This is a genomic window from Mailhella massiliensis, from assembly GCF_900155525.1.
In the GTDB taxonomy this organism is placed as follows: Bacteria; Desulfobacterota; Desulfovibrionia; order Desulfovibrionales; family Desulfovibrionaceae; genus Mailhella; species Mailhella massiliensis.
In genome coordinates this window covers 468,223-493,975 of record NZ_LT706951.1, presented here as the reverse complement: position 1 = coordinate 493,975, position 25,753 = coordinate 468,223, and the positions used below count along the sequence as shown (strand labels likewise).

General features: G+C 60.9%; 19 protein-coding genes. 13 read left to right on the top strand and 6 right to left on the bottom strand.

The window, feature by feature from the left end; translation table 11 throughout:
• The first annotated feature begins 320 nt into the window (after window positions 1-320).
• The 4 genes from CZ345_RS07845 to rsmG are packed head-to-tail and all read left to right on the top strand — an operon-like array spanning window position 321 to window position 3,730.
• Window positions 321-1,055, top strand: a complete 735-nt coding sequence (locus CZ345_RS07845; RefSeq protein ID WP_077072599.1) for a 16S rRNA (uracil(1498)-N(3))-methyltransferase — start codon at window positions 321-323, stop codon at window positions 1,053-1,055.
• Window positions 1,046-2,272: a replication-associated recombination protein A gene (locus tag CZ345_RS07840; protein WP_077073009.1), complete on the top strand. Its 1,227-nt coding sequence runs from the start codon at window positions 1,046-1,048 to the stop codon at window positions 2,270-2,272. The genes CZ345_RS07845 and CZ345_RS07840 overlap by 10 nt, the downstream gene beginning before the upstream one ends.
• Before the next feature lie 26 nt (window positions 2,273-2,298).
• Window positions 2,299-3,072, top strand: coding sequence for a lysophospholipid acyltransferase family protein (locus CZ345_RS07835; RefSeq protein ID WP_077072598.1), 774 nt, complete (start codon window positions 2,299-2,301; stop codon window positions 3,070-3,072).
• Entirely contained in the window at window positions 3,059-3,730 is a 672-nt protein-coding gene (rsmG, locus tag CZ345_RS07830; RefSeq protein ID WP_077072597.1) for a 16S rRNA (guanine(527)-N(7))-methyltransferase RsmG, read from the top strand. The genes CZ345_RS07835 and rsmG overlap by 14 nt, the downstream gene beginning before the upstream one ends.
• 364 nt (window positions 3,731-4,094) lie before the next feature.
• Here rsmG and CZ345_RS07825 read toward each other — a convergent pair whose 3' ends face one another.
• Window positions 4,095-4,367, bottom strand: coding sequence for a YHS domain-containing protein (locus tag CZ345_RS07825; RefSeq protein WP_077072596.1), 273 nt, complete (start codon window positions 4,365-4,367; stop codon window positions 4,095-4,097).
• A gap of 66 nt (window positions 4,368-4,433) precedes the next feature.
• Entirely contained in the window at window positions 4,434-4,934 is a 501-nt protein-coding gene (folK, locus tag CZ345_RS07820) for a 2-amino-4-hydroxy-6-hydroxymethyldihydropteridine diphosphokinase (protein WP_077072595.1), read from the bottom strand.
• 274 nt (window positions 4,935-5,208) lie between these two features.
• Here folK and CZ345_RS07815 point away from each other — a divergent pair, with 274 nt between their 5' ends.
• The 5 genes from CZ345_RS07815 (at window position 5,209) to CZ345_RS07795 (ending at window position 13,840) form a co-directional block, all read left to right on the top strand.
• Window positions 5,209-5,952: an amino acid ABC transporter ATP-binding protein gene (locus CZ345_RS07815; RefSeq protein WP_077072594.1), complete on the top strand. Its 744-nt coding sequence runs from the start codon at window positions 5,209-5,211 to the stop codon at window positions 5,950-5,952.
• Between the two features lie 299 nt (window positions 5,953-6,251).
• On the top strand, window positions 6,252-8,138 hold the full coding sequence (locus CZ345_RS07810; protein ID WP_083717230.1) for an autotransporter assembly complex protein TamA: 1,887 nt from the start codon (window positions 6,252-6,254) through the stop codon (window positions 8,136-8,138).
• A complete protein-coding gene (locus tag CZ345_RS07805) occupies window positions 8,138-12,298 on the top strand; it encodes a translocation/assembly module TamB domain-containing protein (RefSeq protein WP_077072592.1) in 4,161 nt (1,386 codons plus the stop codon). Before CZ345_RS07810 ends, CZ345_RS07805 begins: the two co-directional genes overlap by 1 nt.
• A 68-nt stretch (window positions 12,299-12,366) precedes the next feature.
• Window positions 12,367-13,206: an acyl-[acyl-carrier-protein] thioesterase gene (locus tag CZ345_RS07800; RefSeq protein ID WP_077072591.1), complete on the top strand. Its 840-nt coding sequence runs from the start codon at window positions 12,367-12,369 to the stop codon at window positions 13,204-13,206.
• A gap of 94 nt (window positions 13,207-13,300) precedes the next feature.
• On the top strand, window positions 13,301-13,840 hold the full coding sequence (locus CZ345_RS07795; protein WP_077073008.1) for a nitroreductase family protein: 540 nt from the start codon (window positions 13,301-13,303) through the stop codon (window positions 13,838-13,840).
• Between the two features lie 138 nt (window positions 13,841-13,978).
• Here CZ345_RS07795 and CZ345_RS07790 read toward each other — a convergent pair whose 3' ends face one another.
• The 3 genes from CZ345_RS07790 to CZ345_RS07780 form a co-directional block, all read right to left on the bottom strand.
• Window positions 13,979-15,103, bottom strand: coding sequence for a glycosyltransferase family 4 protein (locus CZ345_RS07790; protein WP_077072590.1), 1,125 nt, complete (start codon window positions 15,101-15,103; stop codon window positions 13,979-13,981).
• Between the two features lie 11 nt (window positions 15,104-15,114).
• The gene (locus CZ345_RS07785) at window positions 15,115-16,359 is read right to left on the bottom strand and encodes a M20 family metallo-hydrolase (protein WP_077072589.1); all 1,245 of its coding nucleotides are present in this window, start codon (window positions 16,357-16,359) and stop codon (window positions 15,115-15,117) included.
• Between the two features lie 171 nt (window positions 16,360-16,530).
• A complete protein-coding gene (locus CZ345_RS07780) occupies window positions 16,531-16,797 on the bottom strand; it encodes a PxxKW family cysteine-rich protein (RefSeq protein WP_077072588.1) in 267 nt (88 codons plus the stop codon).
• Between the two features lie 179 nt (window positions 16,798-16,976).
• On the opposite strand from CZ345_RS07780, the gene CZ345_RS07775 reads away from it, so the two are divergent.
• On the top strand, window positions 16,977-17,561 hold the full coding sequence (locus tag CZ345_RS07775; RefSeq protein WP_077072587.1) for a DVU0298 family protein: 585 nt from the start codon (window positions 16,977-16,979) through the stop codon (window positions 17,559-17,561).
• A gap of 236 nt (window positions 17,562-17,797) precedes the next feature.
• Here CZ345_RS07775 and CZ345_RS07765 read toward each other — a convergent pair whose 3' ends face one another.
• Window positions 17,798-18,124: a hypothetical protein gene (locus CZ345_RS07765; RefSeq protein ID WP_077072585.1), complete on the bottom strand. Its 327-nt coding sequence runs from the start codon at window positions 18,122-18,124 to the stop codon at window positions 17,798-17,800.
• 124 nt (window positions 18,125-18,248) lie between these two features.
• Here CZ345_RS07765 and rnc point away from each other — a divergent pair, with 124 nt between their 5' ends.
• The 3 genes from rnc (at window position 18,249) to CZ345_RS07750 (ending at window position 25,500) form a co-directional block, all read left to right on the top strand.
• On the top strand, window positions 18,249-18,965 hold the full coding sequence (rnc, locus tag CZ345_RS07760) for a ribonuclease III (protein WP_077072584.1): 717 nt from the start codon (window positions 18,249-18,251) through the stop codon (window positions 18,963-18,965).
• Between the two features lie 169 nt (window positions 18,966-19,134).
• Window positions 19,135-23,481 carry a 2-hydroxyacyl-CoA dehydratase gene (locus tag CZ345_RS07755; RefSeq protein ID WP_077072583.1) on the top strand — a complete coding sequence of 1,449 codons (4,347 nt, stop codon included), beginning with the start codon at window positions 19,135-19,137 and terminating at the stop codon, window positions 23,479-23,481.
• Window positions 23,482-23,487: 6 nt separating this feature from the next.
• Window positions 23,488-25,500: a peptidase U32 family protein gene (locus CZ345_RS07750; RefSeq protein ID WP_077072582.1), complete on the top strand. Its 2,013-nt coding sequence runs from the start codon at window positions 23,488-23,490 to the stop codon at window positions 25,498-25,500.
• Window positions 25,501-25,753: the final 253 nt, after the last annotated feature.

Genomic DNA, 25,753 nt, shown 5'->3' with positions numbered 1-25,753 from the left:
AAGAAACGGCGCTCCGTCTGCCGGGCGCGGCGCATCTCCTGCCTCCGTGACTTTCCCGGCCTGTGTCCCTGCCGGCCCGCGTTCCCTCAGATGCTTTTCCATGCCCTGCCGGAACAGAAAATATGCGCCGCCCATGGAAAAACACCGGGGGAGGAGCCTGTCTTTAAAGTGCCGCTTGAACTTACGCCTTGCGCTCTTCGGCCTCCGGCGGAAGAAAAGGAACAGGGCGCCTGCCGGGAAAAGGCCGGAAGCCGGACTTTTCAAAACGCCGCACAGCGGCTATGATGAAAAAAGACGACTGGTTATTTCAGGAGACCGCCATGCATACCTTTTACCTCCCCCCCGAACAATGGAGCGAACGGCTCGAACTTTCCGGCGCGGAAGCGCATCACATGGGCCGCGTGCTTCGCCTGCATCCGGGCGACGAGGTGCTTGTCCTCGACGGAGAAGGCAGAGAGGCCCTCTGCCGCATAGCCTCCATAGGCAGGCAGTCCGCCCAGCTTATTAAAGTGGAGGAAAAACGGTACCCCCGGCCGGAATCCGGCGTGATTCTTGCCGTAGGCTGGGGCAAGGAAGCCCGCCGCGGCTGGATTCTGGAAAAATCCGTGGAGCTTGAAGCCGCCGGACTGTGGTTCTGGCAGGCCAGACGCAGCCAGTTCCCCGTTCCCGCAGACGCCAAGGAATCCTGGCACGCCTCCCTGGTAGCGGGTGCGAAACAGTGCCGGAACCCCTGGCTGCCGGAACTTCGCACGCTTCCCGGCGGGGTTGAGGAACTCATACAGGCCTCGAAGCAGTTCGAGCATCGTCAGGTACTTCTGGAAAGCGGTCTTCCCGGCCAGTCCTTCATGTCGGAAGAATTCCTCGGCAGAAAGGGAAAGACGCTCTGCGTCATCGGCCCCGAGGGAGGCTTTACGCCGGAGGAAGCCGGAAGACTCATCGAAGCCGGTTTTCAGGCCCTCAGCATGGGGGAAAGAGTTCTGCGCTGGGAAACGGCGGCCATGATGGCCCTGGGCCTGCACTGGTGGAAACGTCAGCACCCCGGAGAATTATCATGAACCGACCGCTGCCGGAAAGTCTCCGCCCCGCAGAGCTTGAACATTTTGTAGGGCAGCCCCATCTGCGCGCGCAGATACAGGCGCTGCTCGGCGGCGCACATCTGCCGAGCCTTCTGCTCTTCGGGCCTCCCGGATGCGGCAAATCCACTCTCGCGCTTATTCTGGCCCGGGCCACGGGCCGGAAAATGCTGCGTCTTTCCGCTCCCGAAGCAGGCATTCAGCAACTGCGCCGACAGCTTTCCGGCGTGGAAGTGCTGGTGCTGGATGAACTGCACCGCTTTTCCAAGGCGCAGCAGGATTTTTTCCTGCCCATTCTGGAAAGCGGCGAAATGACCATGATCGCCACCACTACGGAGAACCCTTCCTTCAGCGTGACAAGGCAGCTCCTTTCCCGCCTCCATGTGCTGCGGCTGAAGCCTCTCGGGCGCGACGATCTGCTTTCTCTGGCAAAACGCGGCACGGAAAAGACGGGCGTATCCTTTCCCGACGACGTGCTGGAATTTCTGTGCGCGCTTTCCAACGGTGATGCGCGCAGTCTGCTCAATCTGGTGGAGTATGTTTCCTCCCTGCCGGAAGAACAGCGCACCCTTGCGGGGGTGCAGAAGGTCATGCCCGAAATCGTGGCCAGACACGATAAGGACGGCGACAGTCACTATGAACTTGCCTCCGCCATGATCAAATCCATACGCGGCAGCGATCCCGACGCCGCGCTCTACTACCTCGCCTGCCTGCTGGAGGGAGGGGAAGACCCGCGCTTCATCTGCCGCAGGCTCATTCTTTCCGCCTCGGAAGACGTGGGACTGGCCGACCCGCACGCCCTGCCCATGGCCGTGGCCTGCCAGCAGGCCGTGGAATTCGTCGGTATGCCGGAAGGGTACATTCCTCTTTCCGAGACCGTCGTCTACCTTGCCCTCGCGCCCAAGAGCAATTCCACCTACGCCGCCTACCACAACGTGACGAGGGAAATCAAAAACAACGGCATACAGCCCGTGCCCCTGCACCTTCGCAACGCCGTGACCAAGATGCAGAAGCAGTGGGGATACGGCAAGGACTACCAGTACCCGCACAACTTTCCCGGCGCATGGGTCGATCAGGACTATCTGCCGGAAACGGTGATGGCAAGACGCTACTACCAGAGCAAGGATCAGGGCGACGAACCGCGGCTCAACGCCTGGCACAAGCGTCACCGCCGCGCCGCGCCCGTGGAAAAGAAATAACCCCGAACTTAACCGGAAGGATATATATGGAACGACATTTTTCCCGCAATTACCGTTCGGAAGCACGCCCGAAACCGTGCCTGCCCTCCCTTCGCTTCTATCTTTCCCTGGCGGGTATCATGTTCCGTGCGGGGCGAGTGGCCTCCACCGGAAACTACAGCGCCGAACGCTGGGTGTACGACAGCTTCCTTGTAGGCGAGCTTATGGAAAAAATGGGGACCTCCATCATCATCGAAGGAGTGGAAGCCCTGGACAGGGAAGGCCCCTGCGTTTTCGAGGCCAACCACATGAGCACGCTGGAAACCTTTCTTCTGCCCTGCATCATACAGCCCCGCAAGGATGTGACCTTCGTGGTGAAGAAATCCCTGCTCAGCTACCCCTGCCTCGGACCTGTGCTTGCCGCACGCGACCCGCTGGCCATAGGCCGTGCCAACCCCCGGGAAGACCTGGCCACGGTGCTTGAAGGCGGAAAGAAACTCCTTGAAGAAGGAAGGTCCGTCATCATCTTCACTCAGGGCAGCCGCAAAAAGGATGTGAAGGAAGAGGATTTCAATTCTCTCGGCGTGAAACTGGCACGCAAGGCCAATGTTCCCGTCATCCCCATTGCGCTCAAGACCGACGCCTGGGGCGAAGGCTCGCTCATCAAGGACATGGGGTGGATCAAGCCGCAGCTTCCCGTGCATGTGCGTTTCGGGGAAGCGCTGGAAGTCAGAGGCCCGGGCAAGGAGGAGCACGCTTCCATCGTGCGCTTCATCAGGGAAAGCTTCGACGCATGGGTGGCCGCCGATGGCAAAGCCTGAAAACTGCTCCCCTTCCCTGATACGGACGCTGTGCGAAAAAGAAGGCTTTCTCCTGAATGAGGAACAGGCTTCGCAGCTTGCGGGATACCTTTCCCTGCTCATGCAGTGGAACAAAAGGATGAATCTTGTGGGAGCACGGCACTGGCGGGATGCGCTGGACGAACTCATCATGGACAGCTTCCACCTTTCCCGCTTTCTGCAGGAGCATGTGTTCCCCCATCTTCCTCCCTCGCCCGTTTCGTGGGATCTGGGGTCAGGAGCGGGCCTGCCGGGCATTCCCCTCCGCATGGTGTGGCAGGAAGGAAGCTACTGGATGGTGGAATCGCGCGACAAGCGCACCATTTTCCTTTCCACCGTACTTGCACGTCATCCGCTGAAGGATACGCATGTGTTCAGAGGCAGGGCCGAACAGTTCATGGAAGGAAAAAAAGCCGACCTCATCGTCAGCAGGGCCTTCATGCCCTGGAAGGAGCTGCTCCATTTCGTACAGGGGCACCTGACCGAAGGCGGAAACATCGTTTTTCTTTCCAGGGAACCGCTGAAAGCGGAAGACTCCATGCTCTGGGAGGAAACGGCCTCCTCCGCCTATACCATAGGCAAGGATAAACGCTGGTTCTGCGCCTTCAGGGAAAAAAACGGCAGGGAAGAAACGGCGTAACACCGTTTTTGCAGCGTCAGGCTTTTCCGCAGCCGCCTGGCGGAAACGGTGCAGAAGCAGGCGAAGGCGCCATGCCGGAAACGAAGCTGTTCCCTTTCTCCGCACGCCGTCCGACGGCATGAGCATACCGGCAGCCCATGCCTCCGCAGCCGGAAAACCGGGGCTGTTTTTCCGCCCCGGACATCGGAAAAACAGGAAAATGATAAAGGCCCGACCAATACGGTCGGGCCTTTATCATTGCGGTCAGAAAGATGAGCCTCGGGCATGGCGGATACCCCGGTAATAACCGCAGGCTGCGCCTTCCATGAACGAAAAGCCGCCGGAAACTGCCTTCCGGGAAACGCCCTGATGCCGGAGCGGAAAATCAGTTGAGCTTCTGCTGTTCGTTGAACTTGTCGATATACTTCTGACGGCATTCGTAGCTGCAGAAGTGCAACGTCTGCTCGCCGTTGCGCACGGTGATGGAGCTGTTCTTGTCCACATAGGTGCCGCATACGGGGTCCTGCACCATTTCGCCCGATTCCATGCGCTTCTTTTCCTGCTGGGCTTCCTTTTCGGCCCGCTTCTTGTTGTCGTTCATGAACAGGCGGTACAGGACATAGCAAACCAGAGCGAAAATGACGACTTTAATGAGCATACTCTCTCCTGAGCGAAGTTGTCGTTGCGGCAATGGCGCTGCGGGATCAGCGCGGTCGGTTTGAATCTATTGGAAAATGGAGGAACCTTCAAGCCGATAATGCAGCTTTTCAAGCAGGCTTTTCACGCCCGTCCCGTCCGGCATCACAAGATCCGGCGCAATTTCCAGCAGCGGAATCAGCACGAAGGCCCTTTCCGCCATGCGCGGATGGGGAAGAATGAGATGCTCGTCCCCGCTTCTGACTTCCCTGCCGAAAAGAAGCAGATCCATGTCAATGACTCGGGGGCCGAAATGATCGGAAACATCGCGCACACGGCCCAGAAGCCGTTCCTTTTCCAGAAGTGCGTCCAGCAGCTGCACGGAGGTTACGCCCTCCGCACATGCGACACACAGCACCTGATTGAAGAACCAGGGCTGATCCTTCCGCCCCTGCGGTTCCGTGCTGTACAGCGAGGAGGCCGACGCAATGCGAATCCCCGGCAGGGAGGCTATCTCCTCCCGAGCACGGGCAAGATGGGCCTTCGCGTCGCCCATGTTGGACCCCAGACAGACAAATGCCTGTATCATACGTTCTCCTTTTCTTTGTGCGGAGTATACTCAGGCGGCATCATCTGTCCAGCGTGCAGAATCGGAGCGCCGAAGGAAACGGGCATGGCCACGCCGTCATTCATCAGAGACGGGCCTTCCACGCCCGGCCACAGCCTGCCAGAGGCGGAACCTGCATATTTTGGCGTCGCTTCTCCCACCCTTCGTTACGGCTGCGGAGCATCCGCCGTTCTTGACACGGAAAAGGCCTTGTTGCACAAAAAAGACATCCCGGTCCTTCTTCCCCCGTCATGCCATGAATTCTTCCGTTTCTCCCCTTGTCTCCCTGCGCGGAGTATGGAAAAGCTACGGAGCGCTCCACGCTCTGCGCGATGTTTCCCTCGATGTCATGGAAGGGGAAAAGGTATTCCTCATCGGCCCTTCCGGTTCCGGCAAGTCCACGGTACTGCGCTGCATCAACCGCCTGGAGATCATTCAGAAAGGCCAGATTCTGGTGGAAGGCAGGGACATCTATGCCCGCGACTGCGACATCTGCCGTATGCGGCAGGATATGGGCATGGTGTTTCAGTCGTTCAACCTCTTCCCCCACCTGAACGTGCTGGACAACCTCATTCTCTCCCCGGTTCGTCTGCGCGGCATGAAGAGGAGCGATGCCGTGGCCGTGGCGGAAGAGCTGCTTGCGCGCATCGGCCTTGCCGACAGGAAGTTCGCCTTTCCCGATGAACTTTCCGGCGGACAGAAACAGCGGGTCGCCATTATCCGCGCTCTGGCCATGAAACCGCGTCTCATGCTCTTCGATGAGCCGACCTCCGCCCTCGACCCGGAAATGACAGGAGAAGTGCTGGAACTTATGGGGGCGCTCGCCCGGGAAGGCATGACCATGCTGGTGGTGACCCACGAAATGAACTTCGCCCGGGAAGCTGCGGACAGAGTGATCTTCATGGATCAGGGAGAAATCCTCGAACAGGGCGCTCCCGGAGACCTTTTTGAACAGCCCCGTCATCCGAGACTGCGGCAGTTTCTCCAGACACTGGCATAAAAGCCGCCTGAGCATACCGGCGGGATGCGGGCACCGTATTTTTCTGTTCAGGAAAGACGAACAAAACAGGGTTTCCCGGAGGCGGGGCCGAACGCCCTCCCGCCGCGCTGCGCCGAAAGCGCCCGGAGCTTCCCGCCCCGCGCCGTACGCGGTATTCTTCCGGCAGAAGCATAGCGAACGGCTGAAAACATGCGGAACGCCTCCCTCCGCCGCCTTCTTTTCGTTCCCCGGCATGATTGCCCCTCGGGGATTTTCTCCTTCTCTTGCAAGTCCGGCACAGCCATGCTAGTGCTTGCATCATGTCCCACACTATCCGCCAGACTCTGTTCCTGCTGGGCGCATGTTTTTTATTGTGCCCGCTCTCCGGCTGCGGCCTCATCAGTCAGACGTCGGACCGGCAGGAAGAATCCGCGCCGCTTTTCGACAGCGACCCCATGCCCTACGTTGTGGATATCCGTGTGGAAGGGGACGGAATCCCGGAACTTCGTTCCTCCATGGAAAAGCACAGTCAGCTTGTGCTGCTGAAGGCTCAGGCGCCCGACGGCCTGCTCGGCCTGATGCGCAGGGCCCGCGCGGACGAACAGACCGCGGTGAAGCTTCTGCAATCCCTCGGATACTATGACGGCACGGCCTCCGCCCATGTTGCGGAAGCGGACAAACCGGGCGGGCAGGCCCGTGTTACCCTCACCCTTCTGCCCGGCCCGCGTTACCACATGGGCAGAACGGAACTTTCCTATCATCCCGCGCCCGCACCGCTGCCGCCCTTTCCCGGCATAACCCCCGCCGCTCCCCCCGAAAAGCTCTCGGGCCTGAGCGAAGATCAGCCCGCCGTAGCGGACAACGTGCTCGCCGCCGTGGACGAAGTGCCCGAAGCGCTGCACCGTTCCGGCTACCCCGAAGCGGCCGTGGCCGATACCCGATATACGCTGAACAAGTCTGAAAAAACACTGAACGCCGACGTGGTAGTCGATCCCGGCCCCGCCGCCGTCATGGGCAAGGCCGTGATCCGCGGCACCAGAAAGGTGGAACCGGAATATCTTACCCGGCTCGTCACCTGGCAGCAGGGAGAACCCTGGGACGACAGACGGCTCCAGGCCTACCGCCGGGAACTTCAGAAGCTGGGCCTTTTCCGTTTTGTGGACGTGAAACCGGCTCCTGCCGATCAGGGGACTCCTCTGGAGGCAAAGAACTGCCTGAACCTTCCCGTACTGGTGGACGTGCGGGAGGCCAGCTTCCGCACCGTCAGCGCGGGTGCGCGTTACGCCACGGATACGGGCGTGGGGCTTCAGGGCGAATGGCAGCACCGCAACCTGTTCGGCGCGGGGGAAAAGCTGACCTTGAAAACGCCTTTCGCTCAGGACAGGCGCGGCGTGCAGGCCGACTTTGAAAAGCCGGCCTTCGGGCGGCCCGACCAGAAATTCCTGGCCGGTTCCTCCTACCTCAGAGAAGATACCGACGCCTACGACACCACGGCCTTCAATGCCTATGCGGGCATGGAGCGTAAAATTTCCTCCGACTGGTGGGGCAGCGTGAAAATTTTCGGTGAAGAAGGCTCCGTAACCCGGGTGGAGCAGGATGAATACCGTTACGCCAGCCTTATTTTCACCCTGCGAAGAGACACCCGCAACAATATCATGAATCCCGAACGGGGCACCTATCTGCAATGGGATGTCGCGCCCACCACAGGTTACTACAACGGAGAGTTTTCCGGCGTATCCGCCAAGGTGACCGCCTCCGGCTACTATGCTCCCTTTGACGACGACTTTCTGGTGTTCGCGGCAAGAACTTCCGCCGGTTCCTTCCTCGGTGTTTCCATGGCCAACATTCCCCCTTCGCTCCGCTTCTACTGCGGCGGAGGCGGTTCCGTACGCGGATACGCCTATCAGGCCATAGGCCCGAAGGACAGCGACGGCGAACCCAGAGGCGGCAGATCCTTCCACGACATCAATCTTGAAGCACGCTTCCGTGTCACCGAAAACGTGGGCATCGTGCCTTTCCTTGACGGCGGCATGGTCTATGAACGGGAAACTCCGCGCCTGTTTCAGGACTTTCAGTGGGGTGCGGGCATAGGCCTCCGCTACTACACGCCCATCGGCCCCGTGCGCCTCGATGTCGCCGTTCCTCTGGACAAGACGACCGACGACAGAGGATATCAGATCTACATCAGTATCGGACAGAGCTTCTGATGAACGAACATAAGCATGACGACCTGACCGAAGACAAGGCCGCTCCTCAGCCGGATGAGAAGAAAACGCAGGAAAAGGCACGCGGCGGACGACGCCTGCTTCGCCGTGCTCTGCAGCTTTTTGCCGGAATCATGATCCTTCTTGCCGCTGCCGGGGGAGGAGGCCTTTTCTTTCTCAGAACGCAGAGCGGAGAAGCATGGCTTGCCGGAATGCTGAACGGCGCGCTCGAAAAGCTCCCCGGAGGTTTGAGCGCAAGCGTGGAATCCTTCCACGGGCCGATTCCTTCCCGGGGCGAAGTTTCGCACATTCTTTTAAAGGATAAGAACGGCGTCTGGCTGGAAGCGGAAAGCCTGGGCATTTCCCTCGACTGGTCGGCCCTGCCCGGGGCCTTTGTGGTGGCGGAACTGTCTCTGGAAAAACCGCAGCTTCTGCGGCTGCCCGTAACCGTTCCCTCTGATGAACCGGAAGAGGCAACCTCCTCCGTCGAACCCGGGCAGGCGATTGCCGACGCAGGCGGTCTTTTCCGCCGCTGGCCTTCCTGGCTGCCCGCGGTACGCGTCGAGCATTTCCGCATCAACGGAGTTTCCCTTCCGCAGGAACTGCTCGGCAAAAGCCTGACGGCAAGCCTTGCCGCCGAGGCTTCCGCCGGAAAAAACGGAGCGGAACTTTCCTTGGAAGTTCGTCGCAACGATATTGTCTGTCCGCCCCTTGTGCTGAAGGCGGACTTTTCCCCGGAAGCGGAAGGCAGGCTGACCCTTCACAGCTCCGATCTCGGCCTTCTTGCCCTCCTTCCCGAACATGCCGAGTCTGACGGAGCACTCCGTTTCTCGCTGGAAGCCGCGCTTTCCCCGGAACGTATTACGGCGGACTTTTCCGGCGACATGCAGGATACGGAGAAGGAAGAAAAGAACCTGACGGCTGCGGCACAGGCGGCGTTCAGCCTTCGTGCCGCCGACCTTTACCGGGGAGAAGCCTCGCTGAAGATAGACATGGCCCCTGATGCGGCCCTTTGGAAAATTGCCGGACAAAAAGGCGGAAAGCTCACGGCATCCTTCAACATACGGACGACGCAGAAGGACAGCCTCGACCTGCACGCGGAAGCCGACCTCGGTCTTGCCGACATGGCCTGGAACGAAACCATGCTGTCCGCCCTTCTCGGCAGGGCCTGCACCCTTTCTTCGGCCGCAACGGTCAGCCTCGGAAGCGAAAATCTCGGCGTCACGCTGGAAAAATTTTCGTTTCAGGCCGAACGCATGACCATGGCGGCGGACGGAAAACTTGCCCTTCCGGGCAAGGCCCTGACTGCCGACGCAAGTACACGGCTTCATGCGGAAGCGGTTCTGGACGATGCCGCCGACATATCCCCTGACCTTTCGGGAAAAACCGTTTTCAAGGCGGATATTTCCGGCCCCATGAACGCGCTTTCCGCCGGAGTTTCCCTTTCCGGCGACAGACTCGGCCTTCCCGGCCTGCTGCTGGAAAAGACGGATGCCCGGCTGGATATTCCCCATGCGGATATTCCCCGGCTGTTGAAGGAACTGCCGGAACTTGTTGCGCAACTGGAAAAAACGGCTGCGCCCCGAAGCGATGCGACGGAAAAAACAGCCGCAACACCAACAAAGGAAGCAGAAAAGAACACGCTTGCGAACGCCGAAAATGCGGAAGAGCCCTTGCCTCTTCTTGCAGGCAGCCTCGGCGTATCCCTGCGTGCCAACGGCCAGAAAACCACGCTCGACGCCGCCTGGAATGTGGCGGAACATGCGGAAAAGCAGAGGCCCGGGCTTCTGCTTGCGCTGGACCGGCTTTCCCTGCATCTGGAAAACAATGTCGTGGAAGGAGCCTTGCGGGCGCTTATGCCTTTTTCCGCCCCCGTGCCGGAAAAAGGAACCATTGCGGCCCTTGCGGGTACCCCCCTGCCCGAGCTTGAAGGCGGCATAAAGGTCGGTATCCGGCAGTGGACTCCCCTTGCCCGCCTTTCCGGCATGAAGATGACGGGTTCCCCCCTCACCTTGGAGATGAAGCTTTCCTCCCTTGAAGGGCAGAATCTGGAACTGAAAACTTCGCTGGACCGGCTGAACATCGTTTCCGGGAAGGAAAGTCTTTCCCTTGCCGGCCTGAAAACATCTCTCAAGGCAAAGGATATCTGGGGAAAGCCCGATATCGACCTCGGTGCGGACCTGCACACCTTCAAGCTTCCGGGGCTTTCCCTTGCCCGCGTGGCCGCCGTGGTAAAGGGCGGAGAAAAGGGAATTCAGGCCCATGCGGAAAGTCATGGCGACATACGCTCCGAAATACGGCTGCGCTGGAAGCCCGGAGAAGTCTTTGTGCAGACGCTGAACGCGGAAGCCGCCCCCTCCGTTCTCGGCCTTGCGGGTACGAAATCCGTCGGGCTGAGACTGAACGCCCCGGCAACGCTCCGCTATCAGGAGGAACGCGTTTCCTGCTCCTCCCTGTCCCTTTCCCTGCTGCCCTCCGGCACGCTGAACCTTGCCGGTTCCTGGACGCCGAAAAAATCCGACGTGAAAGCCGCGCTGCAGGGACTGGACCTCGGCCGTATGCGCGGCCTTGTCCCGGAACTTCCTCAGGGTATGGTGGAAGGTCATGTTTCTCTGGCGGGAACGACGCAGCGCCCTTCGGGAAACTTCATGTTAAACTTTAAGAATGTGCTGATTCCCGGTTCCTCCCTGCCTCCGCTGGACGGAGAGCTGACCGGCTCTCTGGTCTCCGGCAGAAAACGCGCGCTGGAACTGGCACTGGTTCTGCCCGAGACCGGCCGGAAGGCGATGGGGCTGGACACCCTGCTCATCGACCTGAGCATTCCCCTCACGTCGAACGGGTCCGTGCCTCTGCCGGACATGAAGGGACGCCTGAAGGGAAGCATTGCCCTTGCCGGAGAACTGGCGCAGATATGGAAGCTGGCGCCCACGGTGGATCAGAAGCTTTCCGGCCGCCTGAATCTGAATGCCTATATTTCCGGCACTCCCGCTGCTCCGCTGCTCACCCTTGACGCAGGGCTGGACAACGGAAGCTTCGCCGACATAGCCCAGGGCGTGGAACTTAGGCACATGAAGCTGAAGGCCGAAGCGGAAGCGCTGCCCCTGACCCGGAACTCGGACAGGAGGCTGGAATTCACCTTCTCCGCCGATGACGGCCGCAAGGGCACGCTGAACCTTTCCGGCTCCCTTGCGCCTTACGACCTGGCACTCGACGTGGAAGGCCGGATGGAGAAACTCTCCCCCCTGCGCAGGCAGGATGCGAACGTCATGCTTTCCGGCGCCTTCACCGTCAGCGGCACGGCGCTCGATCCCTCCGTCCGGGCCGACATCACCGTGGACAAGGGACAGGTGCAGCTTGCCAGACTCCCCGGCGGGGACATCGTCACCCTGCCCATTTATGACCCGGACCGGAAAAAGGAAGAAAAAGCGCCGCCGCTCAAGGGCAGGCTCAACGTACGCATACATATTCCCAACCAGTTCTTCCTCCGAGGATACGGGCTGGAGTGCGAATGGAAGGGAGACATCCGCCTGCGCGGCCCCGTCATCCGGCCGGCGGTCACCGGCGGCATTCAGGCCGTACGCGGAACGCTGGACATTCTCGGCAAAAGGTTCAAACTCTCCGAAGGGGAAATCACCTTCGACGGCGGCTGGCCCGTAAGCCCCGCGCTGAATGTGGTCATGGAATACGCTTCCGCCGACATCACGGCCGACATCACGCTCAGCGGTACCGCCGCAAAGCCGGAAATTGAACTTTCCAGCGAACCCGAGCTGCCGAAGGATGAAATCATTTCCCACATCATGTTCGGCCAGTCGACGAATTCGCTCAGCCATGTACAGGCCCTGCAGCTTGCCGCCGGCGCGGCGGAACTCGCCGGATTCGGCGGAGGCGGCGTCATGGACCTGGGGCGCAAGGTCTTCGGACTGGATGTGCTCAAGTTCAACTCCGAAAACGACGATACCGCCGATACCGACACCTCCCGCACCTCTCTGGAAATGGGCACCTATGTGCGCGACAACGTCTATGTGGGCGTGGAACAGGGGCTGGGAAAGGAAAGCGAAACCGAAGCCGTGGTGGAAATAGAGCTTTCCCCCGGACTGGAAGCCCAGGCAAAGACTTCCGCCACCAGAACGGAAGTAGGCCTGGAATGGAAGAAAAACTACTGACCTGCGCGAAATGCGCGGCGACTCGTTCCCTGCATTCCGGCAGGAACAACGAGAAAGCGAGGCGGCCCATGTCCGAAATAAACCTCTGCCCGGAGAACGGTTCCGATCTGCACCTCATGGTTCGTTATGGGGAAATCGGAGAAAACGGCGTAGCCACGCTTGCCGCGCTGGGAAACTGGCTTCAGGAAGCGGCGGGAAGAAACGCCGACAGACTGGGATTCGGCGAAGAGGCGCTCCTTCCTCACGGACTTACCTGGGTGCTTACACGCCTTGCCCTGCGCATTGTCCGGCTTCCCCGTGCAGGCGAGGAACTCGTCATCCATACCTGGCCCTCCACCATGGACCGCTTCGGTCATCGCGGCTATGAAGTCCGCGACGGAAACGGAACGCTCATCGTCACGGGAACAAGCGCATGGTCGGTCATGGAGCTTGCCGGGCGCTGCATGGCCCGCCTGCCCGATCAGCTCGCGCCGAAGTACCCCGCAGCGCCGCGCCCCTGCGAACCCTTCGCCTGCCACGTCATTCCGCGCATCAGGCCGGAAGAAGCCTCGCGCTGTCCTCTCATCGTACGGAGGGATGATCTGGACATCAACGGGCATGTGAACAATACGCGATACCTTGCCTGGATTCTGGAAAACCTTCCCCCCGCTCCGGCGCTCCTGCACAACTGGAAGGAACCCCTGACGCCCCGCCTTGTGGACATCACCTTCAGGGCCGAGAGTTTTCCGCAGGATAAGCTGGAATGCCTGTGCGCTCCGGCACTCGCCCCTGCCGGCTCCCCGCAGGAAGTGTTCGGCCGCCCCGTGCCCTGTACGCGCCTTCATTCCATACAGAGAAGCGCAGACAAGGGAGAAGTATGCCGTGCCATCACGCTGTGGGAGAAGGACCCGGAGCAGCAATCCTGCTGAACGCCGCGTGATACTCATGCCCGAGATGAGTATCACGCCTCTGCGGTCTTTTTCTTCTCCTTCTTTTTCGTATGCTGAAAAAAAAGGAGAAACCATGGAAAGCACGGACACGCTCACCGCCATATTCACAAGGCGCAGCATTCGCAGGTTTGCCGCAAGGCCCGTAGGAAAAGCAGAACAAAACGTATTGCTCAAAGCGGCCTTTGCCGCGCCTGCCGCGGAGAATGCCCGCACCAGGCGCATCATAGCCGTTACCGAAAGAGAGCATCTCGACAGGCTGCCCGCACTTCATCCTTCGGCAGGTCCCGCACGCGAAGCCCCGCTTGCGCTGCTCGTCTGCTGCGACACGTCATCTTCTCCGCAGACGGTCTTCTGGCCGCAGGACTGCGCCGCAGCGGCGGAAAACGTCATGCTGGCCGCACGGGGCATGGGCATAGGCTCGCTGTGGTGCGGCATTCACCCCGTGGAAGAACGGGAAGCGGCCTTCATGAAGGCCTTTGCCCTGCCGGGCATGGTGCGCCCGGTATGCCTCATTCTCCTCGGCTATCCGCTTCAGGACTTCTTTGAGGAAAACCGCTACGATCCGCATTTCGTCCGGGCCAATCTCTGGACCTGCGCCATGCCGGAGGAATGACTTCTGCCGTACAATCCGCCACAGACTCCCCCTGCCGGGCGACGGATTCCCCGGGCACAGGGAAAGCCCGGACGATCGACGCCCGTAAAAAAAGCCCGCCTGCCGGAAAGCAGACGGGCCCTATCATCTCCGGGCAGCTCAGATCCGGTGTGAAGCCTCTTCGTACACCTGCAATGTGGAGGAAAGAAAGTCCTCCAGCCTCAGGCCGCCACGGAAAATGCGGTCATGACATATTCCGGCCAGTTCCCTGCGCCACGGCTCGTCGAGCGCCTGCACCATGCGTTCCGCCATGGCCGGAACATCGCCGGGAGCGAAGCAGTACCGCGCGGGCAAAAGGTCGGGCATGACCCCCGTGGTGGAAGAAATGAGGGGCACGTTGCACGCCATGATTTCCAGAGCCGCCCTGGCGATGGCCTCCGACCCGAGGGAAGCCAGAATGCCGAAGTCCAGAGCGGAAATGACGGCTTCCGGCCGCTCCACCCTGCCCGTGACGGTGACGATTTCCCCAAGCTCGCCCAGCCCCAGTTCCCTCGTCCAGCGGGCCACATCGGCCGTGCCGAACTCCGAATCAAAGCCGATGACGAGAAAGCGGAGTCGCCGGGCCTCCGGGGAAAGCCTGCGGGCAAGCGCCAGAGCCTCGATACTTTCCTTGACGCCCTTCACAACGTCCATACGGCCGAGAAGTCCCATGACGATATCGTCGTCACCGTACCCGTAACGCTCACGCATCTGATGCCGGGCATCTTCATCCCGGTGGAAACGTTCCGTATCCACCCCGCCGAGAATGGTGTACAGGCGGGAGGAAGGAACATGAAGCGCTTCGGCAAAATGCCGCGTCATGAGGCTGTTGGTGGCGATGACGGCATCGGCGGCCTCGCAGTGCAGCCAGCGGTTGACGGCTCCGCCCCGGGGCAGACGCCGATCCCCCCGGGTACGCACCAGCGTAAAGCCGAAACGCTTCTTCATCAGCGCCCACAGCACGAACGCTTCGCCTCTGTGGCAGTTGACCACGTCGGGCCTGAAGGAACGCACCAGATCGCCCATGCCGCGCCACAGCTTCACAATCGTTGCGGGAGACTGGCTGTTGAAGGGCAGCTCTATGGTGGGAAGCCCCATTTCCTTCGCCTTCAGAAGCGGCGGCGTGCCGGCAAGTCCGGCCACGAGGGATTCATGCCCCGCCTTCTGCAGGCATTGCGCAAGCGTTACGCCGTACCATGCGGTGGCGTTGTACCAGCGGACGTTGACGACCTGTATGCAGCGCATGACAAGTCCGCCTACGCTTCAAACAGCATGGAAGCGAAAACCTGCGCTTCCTTGAGGGCAAAGGAGATGCGGGCCGCCTCGTTGGGGCTGTGACAGTTTTCAAAAATGAGCGACCACACGACCGCGGGAATACCGCGCTCGCGGAAATTGACGGCCACGGTGGAACCGCCTATGCCGCCGCAGCGGCAGTCCACCCCCAGAACTTCCTTCACCGCCCTTTTCAGGCTGCAGACCACGGGGCTGTCTTCCGGCGTGGGCGCGGCCGCAGGTTCCTGCATGTAGGGTTCGACCTCCACCCGGACGTTACGGCTTTCCGCTATTTCCGCTCCAAGAGCGCGGAAGGCGGCAAGCACCTCGTCCAGCGAATAGCAGGGCAGCACACGGCAGTCGATATAGAACACTTCCTTGCCGGGAATGGTATTCACATTGGGTACGTTGGCTTCATGCCGGGTGGGCGTGAAGGTGGAACGATCCGGCGAGAAAAGCGCATCTCTTGCGGAAAAACGCTTTTCCACCTCGGCCGCCCCCATGATCATGGCCGCAGCCGCCGTGAGGGCGTTGTTGCCGTCGTCGGGCCGGGAGGCATGACACTGCCGCCCTTCTATGCTGACGCGCAGCCACAGAATGCCCTTTTCCGCGATTTCAATGAAACAGCCGTCGGGACTGCCGGAGTCGGGCACCATGACGAGGTCGCCTTCGGAAATGAAGTCGGGCTTTTCACGCAGAAGATGCTGTATGCCGTAGGCGTTGCCCGTTTCCTCATCGGAAACGAAGATAAGGCCAAGGCCGAGATCGGGCACGATGTTCTTTTCCCTGAGCGCCGCAGCGATGAGGCAGCCGCAGACGACGGCCTGCTGATTATCCTCCACGCCGCGTCCGACGATGAGATCGGGGTCCTTTTCGTCGCGCGTGACCACCCACGGATCGGTATGCCACAGGCTTTCCTCGCCTGCGGGAACCACATCCATGTGCCCGAGTATCCACAGGGTGCGCGACGTGCGGCCGGGAACTCTTGCAATGAGGTTGGGCCGTATGCCGGAAGAAACACGTTCGTCCGCGGCGTCCACATGCTCTATGCTGTCGACACCGAAGGAACGGAGCCACTTTTCCAGGTAGTCGGCCTTGTTCTTTTCCCCGTCGCCTCCGTTTTCGGGGCCGAGTCCGCGCATGGCGGTCAGCGCGCTCTGCAGTTCAAAAACACGCCCGGCGCAGCCGGAAAGCGCCTCAAGCATCGCATTCTTTTGTTCCAGAGACATAAGAACTCCATTAAACGCCTAACACCGGGCATTGACGCGCAATGCCCGGTGAGGAGGCCGGAAAGAAAAAGACGGTCGCGCCTTTCTTCAGAGAAAGGCGCGCAAAGATGCCGGAGCACCCCGCCGGATGGCCTGAGCACAAGGCCCGGAGGCCTTGTAAAACGTGTCGGCTTAGCGGCCCTTGGCGGCGCGCTTGGAAGCCTTCAGAGGGTTGACCTTGGCCTTGGCGGCGACTTCCACCTTGATGTGGGTGGCGAAGTTGCACTTGCCGGAAGTCCACTTCTTGGCAGGCATGGGGTAGCTGGAGCAGAACTGCTGACCTTCAAATTCGCAGACGCGGTCGCAGCCGCTGCAGTTTTCAACGATGGGCTGAACAGGAATGCCGTTCACTTCAACACCGGCTTCGGTCTTGACGGCGTTCTGAAGAACTTTGCTCATAGGAATCCTCCAAGTAATTCCCCGCTGGGCGGGGCTGGTTAGCGCAACAGGAACTCGAATAATTGTCCTGTAATCGCCTTTCTGTCAAGCCCCAATTGCATGGGGTGCAAAAAACCGGGAAAACTGGACATCGCCCGGGCATCCATAGTATGTTCCCCATGCAAAGAAGGAGTACCCTCATGCCCCGTTTCCGCTCTCTGAAAAATACCCTGCGTGCATGGTTCCGCAGCGAAGGCTGGTCCAAGGATCAGCCCCTTCCCGCAGAATGCGGGGAGGAATCCCCCCTTTCTCTGGCCAACGCCCTTTTCGCCTGCCTCACGGAAGGGGGCAGCATGGCGGAACGCGCAGCCTTCGCCATGGGCGGCGTCATGGCGAAAGTCTACAGGAATTCCCCGGAAGACGCAAAGAACATCGTACGGCGCTTCATGTGGCACATGAACGAGGAATCCGGCAACATAGGATGGGGCATTCCCGAAGCCTTCGGAGAAACCCTGGCCCAGGTGCCGCCCCTGGCCGATACCTTCCGCCGCGTGCTCCTCCACTACATTTACGACGCTCCTGAAGAAAAAAGCACCGGCTTCTGCGACCACGCGCCCCTGCGGATTTCCTGCTATCACGCCATTGCGCGGCTTCTGGAGGCAAGGCCGGACTTCGTGGCCGAAGCCATGCCCCTGCTCCGCCTTTCCGCGCAGAACGAGACGGACGAGGCCTGCCGCGACGCCGCCCGTGCGCTGGTGCGGAAATACATGCTCACCGCTCTTTAACGAGGCCCCGGAACGCCGTTTTTCCGTCCCCGCCGGAAAAGGCTTTTGCACGGGGAGAAAATCTTTTCCTCCCCTTTCCGAAAACAGCCCTGTTCCGTCTCCGGCAGGGAGCTGCCGGAAAGCATGACGCCCCCCGGAAGGTCGGGCGCAAGAAGAATACGGACGACCGGGAACAAGAACACAAAAAAAGCTTCCGACGGGTGCCGGAAGCTTTTTTCATGCTTGTGAGCGGGAAACTACAGGATGAGCCCGGAACCGCCCTGCTGAGGATTGGGGTTCAGGCCGCCGGAGGAAAGCGACAGCTTGGAGCAGGCTTCCAGATACTTGTCCTGCACTTCCTGAGGAGTATGGGAGTATTCGAAAAGGAAGTGCTTGGCCTCGATGCGGCCGTTGAATTCCTGATCGAAGGGATAGCCGTAGGGCAGCATCATGAGCTGGACGCCCTGCTGGGTGGGTACGGTCTGCATGATGGCGACGTCGGTCAGAGCGTTGGCTTCGGCGTCGAATTTACCGATGATGAGTTCACCGGTCACGATTTTTACAAGACGAATATCATAGGCCATGGCAGGACTCCTTGAATGTTGTGGTAGATAAGTAGGAAGTACCGGCCTTCTTGTCAAGTCGGCACGGGGCTATTGCCAATTGCGGCATGTAGGCCTATTTCTTTCCGGTACGAGGAGTTTTGTCATGCAAAGGTCTGCCTTTTCCCCCGACACGTTGAAACGCCTTTCGGAACTCGAAGCGCGCCTCAGGTACCGCTTCCGCGATATTTCCCTCCTGGCCACGGCGCTCACCCACAGTTCCTGGGCCAACGAACACAACACCGTTCACAACGAACGGCTGGAGTTTCTTGGCGACGCCGTGCTGGAAGTCAATGTTTCCCATGAAATCTACAAGCGTTTTCCCAAGGAAAGGGAAGGCGGCATGACGCGCCTGCGTTCCCGCCTGGTGAGCGAGGGCAAGCTTGCGGAACTTGCCCGCGGGCTCGGGCTGGGAGAAATGCTCTTCATGGGGCGCGGCGAGGAAGCCCAGGGGGGAAGAGAACGCCCCGCCCTCATTGCCGACGCCATGGAAGCCGTGCTCGGCGCGGTATATCTCGACGGCGGACACGAGGAAGCCTCCGCCCTCATCCACCGGCTCTATGCCGGAAAATGGCCCGATCCTGAAAGCGACAGAAAAAGCAAGGACTACAAGACGCGCCTGCAGGAAGCCACGCAGGCCCAGCTTCATTCCCTGCCCGTGTACATGCCCCTTTCCAGCACGGGCCCGGAACACGCCAAGACCTTCCGCGTGCAGCTTGAACTTTCCGACGGCAGATGCTTCGTCGCCGAAGGCGGCAGTCTCAAGCGCGCCGAGCAGGAAGCCGCGCACCTTGCGCTCATCGCCCTCGGCATGAAGGAATAACCGCGCCCGAACCGCGCGGCCGTGCAACGGAACGCTTCCGGGGCATGTACCGAAGGCTTCCGCCCTTCGTTTCTTCTGCGCCTCTTCCCCGGACAAGGGAAGAGGCGCTTGCCTTTTTCCGGCCTTTCCCCTATAGTGGGAAGGTTCGATTCCCTCAGGGTGTCTTTGTATGGATACAAGGTCGACCTTGGCTATTGGTCTTGATATCGGCTCCACCACGGTGAAGCTTGTTGTTCTCGACCCGTCTACCCGCGTGCTCTACGCGCGTTACCAGCGCCATCTTTCCGATGTGCGTTCCACTGTGGCCCAGCTCTTCCGTGAGGCTCTTGCCGACGGAGGACTCTCCGGTCATACCTTCACGCTTGCCGCCACCGGTTCCGGCGCCATTTCCCTTACCGAGGAACTGGGCATTCCCTTTGTCCAGGAAGTCATCGCTTCGGCGGAAAGCATACGCCGCCGTATTCCCGATGTGGATGTGACCATCGAACTCGGCGGGGAAGACGCGAAAATCACCTTCTTCACCGGCGGCGTGGAACAGCGCATGAACGAAACCTGCGCCGGGGGCACGGGCGCCTTCATCGATCAGATGGCGGCTTTCCTCAACACCGACGCCGCGGGGCTCAACGAACTCGCCGCGCGAAGCCGCACCATTTATCCCATCGCTTCGCGCTGCGGGGTGTTCGCCAAAACGGACATTCTCCCCCTCCTTAATGAAGGATGCGCGCGGGAGGATATCGCCGCCTCCATTTTCCAGGCCGTGGTGGAGCAGGCCGTGAGCGGCCTTGCCTGCGGCCGCGCCATAGAAGGCAAGGTGGCCTTCCTTGGCGGCCCCCTGGCCTTCCTCGGCAGTCTGCGGCAGCGCTTTGTGGAAACTCTGGCCCTTTCGGAAGAAAATGCCGTCTTCCCGCCTTATGCGGAATACTTCGTGGCCATGGGGACGGCCATGCATTCCGTTTTTCAGCACGAGCTTCCCGGCGACGAGCAGCAGGTTGGAGAGCGTGTATGGACAGCCGAAGAGCTGTCGGCTCTTGCTGAAAAACTGACGACGGGCGCCCACGTCTCCGATGAAGTTTCCCTGCCGCCGCTTTTCCGCAATGATGAAGAACTGCGCGCCTTCCGCGAAAGACACGACAGGCATATCGCCGAACGCGCCTCGCTTTCCGAGCTTGAAGGAAGCGCGGAACACCCCGCGCGGGTGTACCTCGGCATCGACGCCGGTTCCACCACCATCAAATCCGTGCTGACCGACGAGAAGGGCCGCATTCTCTACCACACCTATGCGCCGAGCCAGGGCCGCCCGCTCGAAGCCGCGGTGCAGATTCTCAAGGACGTCTACGCCATGCTGCCCGCCCATGCGCGCATCGCCGCAGCGGGCGTCACCGGCTACGGCGGCGGACTCATCCGCGCGGGGCTTCACGCCGACGTGGACGAAGTGGAAACGCTGGCGCACTGCAAGGCCGCGCAGTTCTTTTTGCCGGAAGTCTCCTTCGTGCTCGACATCGGCGGACAGGACATCAAGTGCCTCCATGTGAAGGACGGCATGGTGGACCGCATCCAGCTCAACGAGGCCTGTTCGGCGGGCTGCGGCTCCTTCATCGAAACCTTCGCCAAATCCCTCGGCATGGATCTGCCCTCCTTCGTGGATGAGGCGCTGCACGCCGCAAAGCCCGTGGATCTCGGTACGCGCTGTACCGTATTCATGAACTCCCGCGTCAAGCAGGCGCAGAAGGAAGGCCGTTCCGTAGGCGACATCGCCGCCGGGCTTTCCTATTCCGTGGTGAAGAACGCCCTTTACAAGGTCATCAAGATATCCAGCCCCGAGGAACTCGGCGAACATGTCATCGCCCAGGGCGGTTCCTTCAAGAACGACGCGCTGCTGCGCGCCCTGGAACTCAGTCTCGGCCGCGAGGTGCTGCGGCTGGACATCGCCGGTCTCATGGGCGCCTTCGGCGCGGCCCTCATTGCCAGAGAGAACGAATCTCCCGAGGGTTCCACCCTGCTTTCCCGCGAGGAGCTCGCCTCCTTCCAGGCCGAGCGCAACGTAACCCGGTGCAAGGGCTGTTCCAACCACTGCCTGCTTACCGTGAACAGATTCTCCGACGGTTCGCGCTTCGTGTCCGGCAACCGCTGCGAACGCGGCGCGGGCAGAAGCGCCTCGGATGAAAGCCTGCCCAACCTCTTCGACTACAAGTACAAGAGGCTGTTCGCCCACTATACCCCGCTTGCTCCCGACAAGGCTCCGCGCGGCACCATAGGCATTCCCCGCGTGCTGAACATGTACGAGGACTACCCCATGTGGTTCACGCTGTTCACGAAGCTGGGCTTCCGCGTGGTGCTTTCCGCCCCCTCCTCCAAGAAGATGTTCGCCAAGGGCATGGCCACCATACCTTCGCAGACGGTGTGCTATCCTGCCAAGCTCAGCCACGGCCACATCATGGACCTTCTCCAGAAGGACGTGCACCGTATCTTCTACCCCTGCATCGCCTTTGAAAGAAAGGAATTCTTCACGCAGGACAACCGCTACAACTGCCCTGTGGTGGGCGGTTACCCCGAACTTCTGAAGAACAATGTGGAAAAGCTGCGGGAACAGGGGGTGGAACTCATCTGCCCCTTCCTGCCCGTGGAGCTGGACGGGCTCCTCAACATGCTCCTTCAGCTCGACCTTTTCCGCAGCATCCCCCGCGCGGAGCTTCAGGAAGCCCTGGAAGACGCCTTCCGCGAAAAGAAAAAGTTCAAGGATGACTTGAAGGAAAAGGGCCGGGAAGTACTGGACTTCCTTAAAAAGACGGGCAAGATGGGCATTATTCTTGCCGGGCACCCCTATCATGTGGACCCGGAAGTCCATCACGGCATTCCCGATCTCATCACGGCCGCAGGCCTTGCGGTGCTCACCGAAGATTCCGTGGCCCACCTCATGCCCGATCCGGGGCGGCTGCGCGTGGTGGACCAGTGGACCTTCCATGCGAGGCTGTACCGCGCCGCCGCCTATGCCGCGCAGTCCGATCAGGTTTCCCTCGTGCAGCTCGTGTCCTTCGGCTGCGGACTCGATGCCGTGACTGCCGACCAGGTGGAGGAAATTCTCGCCGGTTCCGGCAGGCTCTACACGCAGATCAAGATCGACGAAGGCGCCAACCTCGGCGCGGCGCGCATCCGCGTGCGTTCGCTGCTTGCCACCATGAAGGAACGCCGGCACAACCGCGCGCAGGCGGCCCTGCCGGAATTCGCCACCCTTCTGCCCATGGCTCCCGTGGAAGAAGACGACTGGACGCCCCCGGACTTTACGGAAGACATGAGGAAGACCCACACCATCCTCATTCCGCAGATGTCCCCCATACACTTCCAGTTCCTGCCCTCCATGCTGCACGCCTGCGGCTACAAGGCGGAGCTTCTGCATTCCGTTTCCAGAGAAGCCGTGGAAGAAGGCCTGCGCCATGTGAACAACGACGCCTGCTACCCGGCCATCACCGTGATCGGTCAGCTCCTGCACGCCATTCAGAGCGGCAAATACGACAGGCACCGCATAGCCCTCATCCTTTCCCAGACGGGCGGCGGCTGCCGCGCCACCAACTACATAGGTTTTCTGTACAAGGCGCTCAGGGAATGCGGCCTGACCGACATTCCCGTGATATCCTTCAACCTTGCGGGACTCGGACGCAACCCCGGCTTCCGCGTCACCGGGCGTATGCTGCTTCGCGGCGTGCAGGCGCTTTTATGCGGCGATACGCTCATGCGCCTTCTGTACCGCACAAGACCCTATGAAAGCGTGAAAGGCAGCGCGGAAGCGCTGGCGGCCCGATGGGCGGACGTTCTGGACAAGGACATCCGCGACGGCGCGCTGCGCAGCACCTACAGGCATCTGGGCGAGCTTGTGCGCGAGTTCGACGCCCTGCCTCTCAGGGATGAACCCCGCAGGCCCCGCGTCGGACTTGTGGGAGAAATCCTTTTGAAGTATCATCCCGACGCCAACAACAACGCGGTCAAGGTCGTGGAAGCCGAAGGCGGCGAGGCCGTCATGCCCGACTTCACCGATTTTATTCTGTACGGACTGTACGATGAAGTGTATCGTTGGCGGCACCACAACGGCAGCATGGGCCGCGCCACGATGAGCAACCTGCTCCTGCGCACCCTTCTGACATTGCGGCTGCCTCTCAGGTTCGTGCTTGCGAGAAGCAGGAGATTCTCTCCCCCGCTTCCCTTCCGCAAACTGCGCGAACAGGTGAACGGCGTGGTTTCCCTCGGGCAGCAGACCGGCGAAGGCTGGCTGCTCACCGCGGAGATGATGGAGCTTCTGCACGGACGCATACGCAACATCCTCTGTATGCAGCCCTTCGGCTGTCTGCCCAACCACATCACCGGCAAGGGCGTGATCAAGGAACTCAAGCGCCGCTTCCCGGAAGCCAACATCGCCGCCGTGGACTACGACCCCGGCGCGAGCGAAGTGAACCAGATAAACCGGATAAAACTCATGATGGCCGTGGCCAGGCAGACATGCGCCGGAGGTCAGCCGTCAGCATAGGACAGCATGATACAAAGCACTTTGCCTGAACTCCTGGCTCCCGCCGGCGACATGTCCTGCTTTCTGGCAGGCATGGCCGCCGGCGCGGATGCCGCCTACCTCGGCCTCAAGAACTTCTCCGCCCGCGCGGGGGCGGAAAACTTCAGCACCACCGAACTTGCGCGCATGGTGGATCTGGCCAACCAGAACGGCCGCAGAATCTATGTGGCCTTCAACTCCCTCATCAAGGGGAGCGACGTTCTTTCCGCCGGAAGACTCATCAAGAGACTCCAGCGCGACGCCCAGCCCCACGGTCTCATCATTCAGGACATAGGGCTCATCGAGGTGGCGCGTCAGGCGGGGTTCGAGGGAGAACTGCATCTTTCCACCCTCGCCAATATTTCCCATCCCCGCGACCTGCCGGCCGTGAAGAAGCTCGGCGTGCAGCGCGTGGTGCTGCCGCGCGAGCTTTCCATCGACGAAATCCGCCTGATGAACGAGGAGGCCCCCGAAGACATGGACTTTGAAATGTTCATTCACGGGGCTCTTTGCTGGTGCGTTTCCGGCCGCTGCTACTGGTCGAGCTATCTCGGGGGCAAAAGCGGTCTGCGCGGCCGCTGCGTGCAGCCCTGCCGCCGCATCTACAGGCAGAAAAGCCGCGAAGGCCGCTTCTTCTCCTGTCAGGATTTTTCCCTCGACGTGCTGGTCAAGACTCTGGCGGAAATACCCCATATCCGCAGCCTGAAGATAGAAGGCCGCAAAAAAGGCCCCCACTATGTCTACCATGTGGTGGCGGCCTACCGTATGCTGCTCGACGCTCTGGGCACGCCCGACTGGCCCCAGGCCAAGAAGGACGCCGAATCCCTTCTGGAAATGGCGCTGGGCCGTCCCGTCACCCGTGCGCGTTTTCTGCCGCAGAGGGATGCACAGATTTCCACGCCCGACGAACCCACAAGTTCCGGTATGCTGGTGGGCAAGATTCAGTTTGAAAAGAAAAACGGCGCGCCCTCCCTGCCCTTCATCAAGCCGCGGCTGGAACTGCTGCCCAAGGACCTGCTGCGCATAGGCTATGAAGACGAACCCTGGCACGACACCGTACCCGTGACGCGGCGCACCCCCAAGGCGGGCACCTGCACGCTGCGCCTCGCCCGCCACAAGATGCCGAAGGCCGGCGTTCCCGTCTTCCTCATCGACCGCAGGGAACCGGAGCTTGTGCATATTCTTCAGGAATGGGAAAAGAAGCTGGAAAAATGCCGCAAGGTGGAAAGCCCCCTTGTGGAATGGACGCCGCACCTGCCCCGCCCCGTCCGCGCCCGACGTCAGCAGGATTATCTGGTGCGCTCCAGCCTGCCCCAGGGCCGTGAAACGCGCTCCTCCCGCTCCGTGATGACGGCGCTGTGGATGTCCGCCAACGCTCTGCGCGCCGTGTCCCGCACGGTCATGCCGCGCATCTCGTGGTGGCTGCCCCCCGTCATCTGGCCGGATGAAAGCGCGCTGTGGCAGCGCCTCATCGTGGAGGCCCTGCGCGGAGGAGCCACGCATTTCGTGTGCAACGCGCCGTGGCAGATCGGACTCTTTCCCATGGATGCGGACAAGCGCAGACCCCACCTCACGGCCGGGCCGTTCTGCAACATCTCCAACCCGGCGGCGGTGGCCGTTCTTGCCGGCATGGGTTTTGAGGCCGCCTTCGCCAGCCCCGAACTGTCCGGCGAGGATTACCTCTCCCTGCCGCGTCAGTGCTGCCTGCCCATGGGCATGGTGCTTTCCGGCTACTGGCCGGTGGGAATATCCCGTCACGGCATGAATCAGGCCCGCGCGAACGAGGCCTTCTTCAGTCCCAAGGGCGAAGCCTTCTGGTCGCGCAACTACGGGCACAACCTGTGGATCTATCCCGCCTGGCCCATGGATCTCTCCGCCCACAGGCAGGAACTGGAAGGCGCAGGCTACGCCTTCTTCGCCCGTCTGGAGGAGAGCCTTCCGCCGAATCTGCCGCCGCTCAGACGTACCAGCGAATTCAACTGGAACGGTTCGCTGCTGTAACAACGCATTCTCATGCCGTGCCGGGCAACCGGCACGGCTTCTCGCGTTCAGGCGGTATGCCTCCCTTCCCTGCGCCCGGGGCAGATTCCGTGCAGGAACATTCCCTTACAGAAGCCGCCGGCTTCCTTCCGGCATGGCTCCCCGCCCCAAAGGCACGAAGCGCCGCTTCTCTTCCCGCAGCGCGGGACCTGCCGGCAGCATACCGCATTCTTCTTCCGGGAGACCGCAGAACGGACTCTTCCCGCAAACGGAG

Excerpts from the sequence above, each read along its gene's own strand:
- CZ345_RS07795 (WP_077073008.1), top strand. The coding sequence starts at position 13,301 with ATGGAAAGCACGGACACGCTCACCGCCATATTCACAAGGCGCAGCATT.
- CZ345_RS07810 (WP_083717230.1), top strand. The coding sequence starts at position 6,252 with ATGTCCCACACTATCCGCCAGACTCTGTTCCTGCTGGGCGCATGTTTT.
- rsmG (WP_077072597.1), top strand. The coding sequence starts at position 3,059 with ATGGCAAAGCCTGAAAACTGCTCCCCTTCCCTGATACGGACGCTGTGC.
- CZ345_RS07785 (WP_077072589.1), bottom strand. The coding sequence starts at position 16,359 with ATGTCTCTGGAACAAAAGAATGCGATGCTTGAGGCGCTTTCCGGCTGC.
- CZ345_RS07815 (WP_077072594.1), top strand. The coding sequence starts at position 5,209 with ATGAATTCTTCCGTTTCTCCCCTTGTCTCCCTGCGCGGAGTATGGAAA.
- CZ345_RS07825 (WP_077072596.1), bottom strand. The coding sequence starts at position 4,367 with ATGCTCATTAAAGTCGTCATTTTCGCTCTGGTTTGCTATGTCCTGTAC.
- CZ345_RS07835 (WP_077072598.1), top strand. The coding sequence starts at position 2,299 with ATGGAACGACATTTTTCCCGCAATTACCGTTCGGAAGCACGCCCGAAA.
- CZ345_RS07780 (WP_077072588.1), bottom strand. The coding sequence starts at position 16,797 with ATGAGCAAAGTTCTTCAGAACGCCGTCAAGACCGAAGCCGGTGTTGAA.
- CZ345_RS07775 (WP_077072587.1), top strand. The coding sequence starts at position 16,977 with ATGCCCCGTTTCCGCTCTCTGAAAAATACCCTGCGTGCATGGTTCCGC.
- CZ345_RS07755 (WP_077072583.1), top strand. The coding sequence starts at position 19,135 with ATGGATACAAGGTCGACCTTGGCTATTGGTCTTGATATCGGCTCCACC.
- rnc (WP_077072584.1), top strand. The coding sequence starts at position 18,249 with ATGCAAAGGTCTGCCTTTTCCCCCGACACGTTGAAACGCCTTTCGGAA.
- CZ345_RS07805 (WP_077072592.1), top strand. The coding sequence starts at position 8,138 with ATGAACGAACATAAGCATGACGACCTGACCGAAGACAAGGCCGCTCCT.
- CZ345_RS07800 (WP_077072591.1), top strand. The coding sequence starts at position 12,367 with ATGTCCGAAATAAACCTCTGCCCGGAGAACGGTTCCGATCTGCACCTC.
- CZ345_RS07765 (WP_077072585.1), bottom strand. The coding sequence starts at position 18,124 with ATGGCCTATGATATTCGTCTTGTAAAAATCGTGACCGGTGAACTCATC.
- CZ345_RS07750 (WP_077072582.1), top strand. The coding sequence starts at position 23,488 with ATGATACAAAGCACTTTGCCTGAACTCCTGGCTCCCGCCGGCGACATG.
- folK (WP_077072595.1), bottom strand. The coding sequence starts at position 4,934 with ATGATACAGGCATTTGTCTGTCTGGGGTCCAACATGGGCGACGCGAAG.
- CZ345_RS07845 (WP_077072599.1), top strand. The coding sequence starts at position 321 with ATGCATACCTTTTACCTCCCCCCCGAACAATGGAGCGAACGGCTCGAA.
- CZ345_RS07790 (WP_077072590.1), bottom strand. The coding sequence starts at position 15,103 with ATGCGCTGCATACAGGTCGTCAACGTCCGCTGGTACAACGCCACCGCA.